Source organism: Bacteroides sp. NSJ-39 (assembly GCF_014287315.1).
GTDB lineage: Bacteria > Bacteroidota > Bacteroidia > Bacteroidales > Bacteroidaceae > Bacteroides > Bacteroides finegoldii.
Genome location: NZ_JACOOB010000056.1, coordinates 1 through 2,429 on the forward strand (window position 1 = coordinate 1; position 2,429 = coordinate 2,429).

The following is a 2,429-nucleotide window of genomic DNA, read 5'->3' on the forward strand; positions in this document are numbered from 1 at the left end:
TGGTCGGGTAGGTCAGCTCCCTTTCGGGAGCTTTCCCCCCTAAGAACCGTACATGAGAGTTTCCCCTCATACGGCTCAAGCAATTCTAAATTTCTATATAGAAACCGGCTCATTATTTCCTTTTTTTATTGAGTTGAACAATACTTCTGTGGCAGCTATCATGTATCAGGGTTTTAACCTTTTTACCTTCTACAATGTCTTCTTTGATATACCAAGACATTTCTTTATTGATAGGATTGCCACAAATGGGACATTTTCGATTTTGTCTTTCCCACATTTTAAGGATAGTTTTCTTCCCATTAAGAGTTAAAAGCATTTTGTAGGTCTCCCGTTTGTCAAAATACTCTTTATCCATTGGTTCATACGGATTTACCTCATTTCGTATCTTTACATATCGGATAATTTCTGTGTCAGTGAGGTATTTTAGAGCATGATGTCTTTTATTTACCTCGTCTTTTTTATTTTCGACAGAGAAAGTCCAACTGCGTGTTCCGATTTTTCTGAAGTATTTCTTTTTAATCCATGTTTTACTCTTTTTGGGATGGCGTTTGAGTGCCCATCTCCATAGTTTGTGGAAAATCTGATAGTCTGCTTTACTGAATGTATCAGAGGACACTACATACTTGTAGTAGTTAGCCCAACCTATTATTATCGGATTTAAAAGCCTTATAATAGAACTTTGAGTTACAGAGGGATTGCCTTTAACAAGCTCTCCAATCTTGTCCAAAAATCTTTTGACTCCTTCTTTGGACGGTTTTATAAGCATCTTATCGTTATACTTTCTGATGTTGAAGCCAAGAAAGTCGAAACCATTCTCTATATGGGTAATCTTAGTTTTCTCCTCAGATAGAGTAAGTCCTCTTGTCTCCAAGAACTCCTTTACTAAAGGAAGCACTTCATCTTCCAACATTTCTTTGCTTCTTCCAGTGATGATAAAGTCATCAGCATACCTTATCAAATGTACTTTGGGATAATAGGTATCTCTATGATGATTTATCTTGATAAAGCGTTCTGATAGTTTTGCTTGTAAGCCATCCAAAGCCATATTAGCTAGAGTTGGAGATATTATTCCTCCCTGCGGAGTACCCTCTTCTGTCGGAAACAGCCTGTTGTCGAAAACAAATCCAGATTTAAGCCACTTTTTTAGCATGACTTTATCCATTGGGATATTGTCTATAAGCCATTGGTGACTGATATGATCAAAACAGCCTTTAATGTCCCCTTCCAAAATCCATTTGGGAGAAGCCTCTTTAGCCAATACACAGAAGCATTGTCCTATTGCATCGTGGGCACAACGTTCTTTGCGAAAACCGTATGAACAGTTGTCACCAGTCGTTTCGGCAATGGGGTCTAATGCCATTAAGTATAGTGCTTGCATAGCCCTGTCCTTCATGGTTGGTATTCCCAAAGGTCGGAGTTTCCCGTTCTTCTTTTTAATATGTACCCGTTTTAACGGTTGTGGACGGTATCCTCTTCTCCTTAATTCAGTTATTGCGTTCATTTTCCCATGTGAAGTCGCCCATAAGACATGGTCAACTCCAGCTGTGTTCTTCCCTTTATTGGAAGTCACTCGTCTAACCGCCAATGCTTTGGCATAGAACGAGTGTACCAGCATCCATTGTAAGGCTTTCACCTTGTTATGTTTGCCAGCTTTTTGAGCCTTTACAATACGAGCTTGTAGCTTTTTAACTTCAACTTCACACTTGGTCCAGTTTATGCTTTCCCAAGTGTCCCATTTTGAGTTAGTAGATGCACACGATTTTGATTCGTTCATTTGCTTTTCTCCTTTCAAAAGTTCTAAAAGTTTCTTGTAAAGAATTACCTAACGCAGAAGTCAGCACACTTTCGTGTAGGGTAATGTTGCCTTGTCCAATTCATGGATGATGGCTCAACCACATATCCTCCTCATTACAAGGATGGCGTTCGCTTTTTCTGCAATCCTATACCTGCACCCCGTTCAGCTTTCCTTACGGTTTGCTTACCTGCATTTGCAGGAGAGATACAGGCTTACCACGTTTCGTGTAAATAACATACGAGTAGGTTAGGTTCCGTCTCTTCGCCGGCAGTGCTTATGTCCGTGTAACCCTAATCAAAGAGAGAGTTATCCGACTGCATACTTTTTAGTTCAAGCCTTTCAGTATCTTTGGCTTATTCCAATTTAACGACGATTCAAACAACGATTCACATGTGTTAACCATACTACTCTGCCTAGCCTCCCAACTCTATGATACTAAGAGTTATTGTCTTTCCCTTACGGTTTTGTCTTTTCCTTTCGGAAGGAGTACATTGTCCGGACAGCTTGATACAGAATTATCACTATTGGTGCATCTGTCCGTAGGCTACCGTTGACGGAACAACGGGTTCAATCATTCAATTCCAGCTCGTGGATTAGAATTTTGAACAATTATTTACGCAACTTCGTGTCGCAC

General features: G+C 39.9%; 1 protein-coding gene. It reads right to left on the reverse strand.

Translation table 11 applies throughout. The features are described from left to right. Nucleotides 1-112: 112 nt before the first annotated feature. Nucleotides 113-1,774, reverse strand: a complete 1,662-nt coding sequence (ltrA, locus tag H8S63_RS19660; RefSeq protein WP_186927696.1) for a group II intron reverse transcriptase/maturase — start codon at nt 1,772-1,774, stop codon at nt 113-115. Nucleotides 1,775-2,429: the final 655 nt, after the last annotated feature.

What these genes read in the sequence shown, in the direction of transcription:
- ltrA (WP_186927696.1), bottom strand. Translation starts at nt 1,774, where the DNA reads ATGAACGAATCAAAATCGTGTGCATCTACTAACTCAAAATGGGACACT.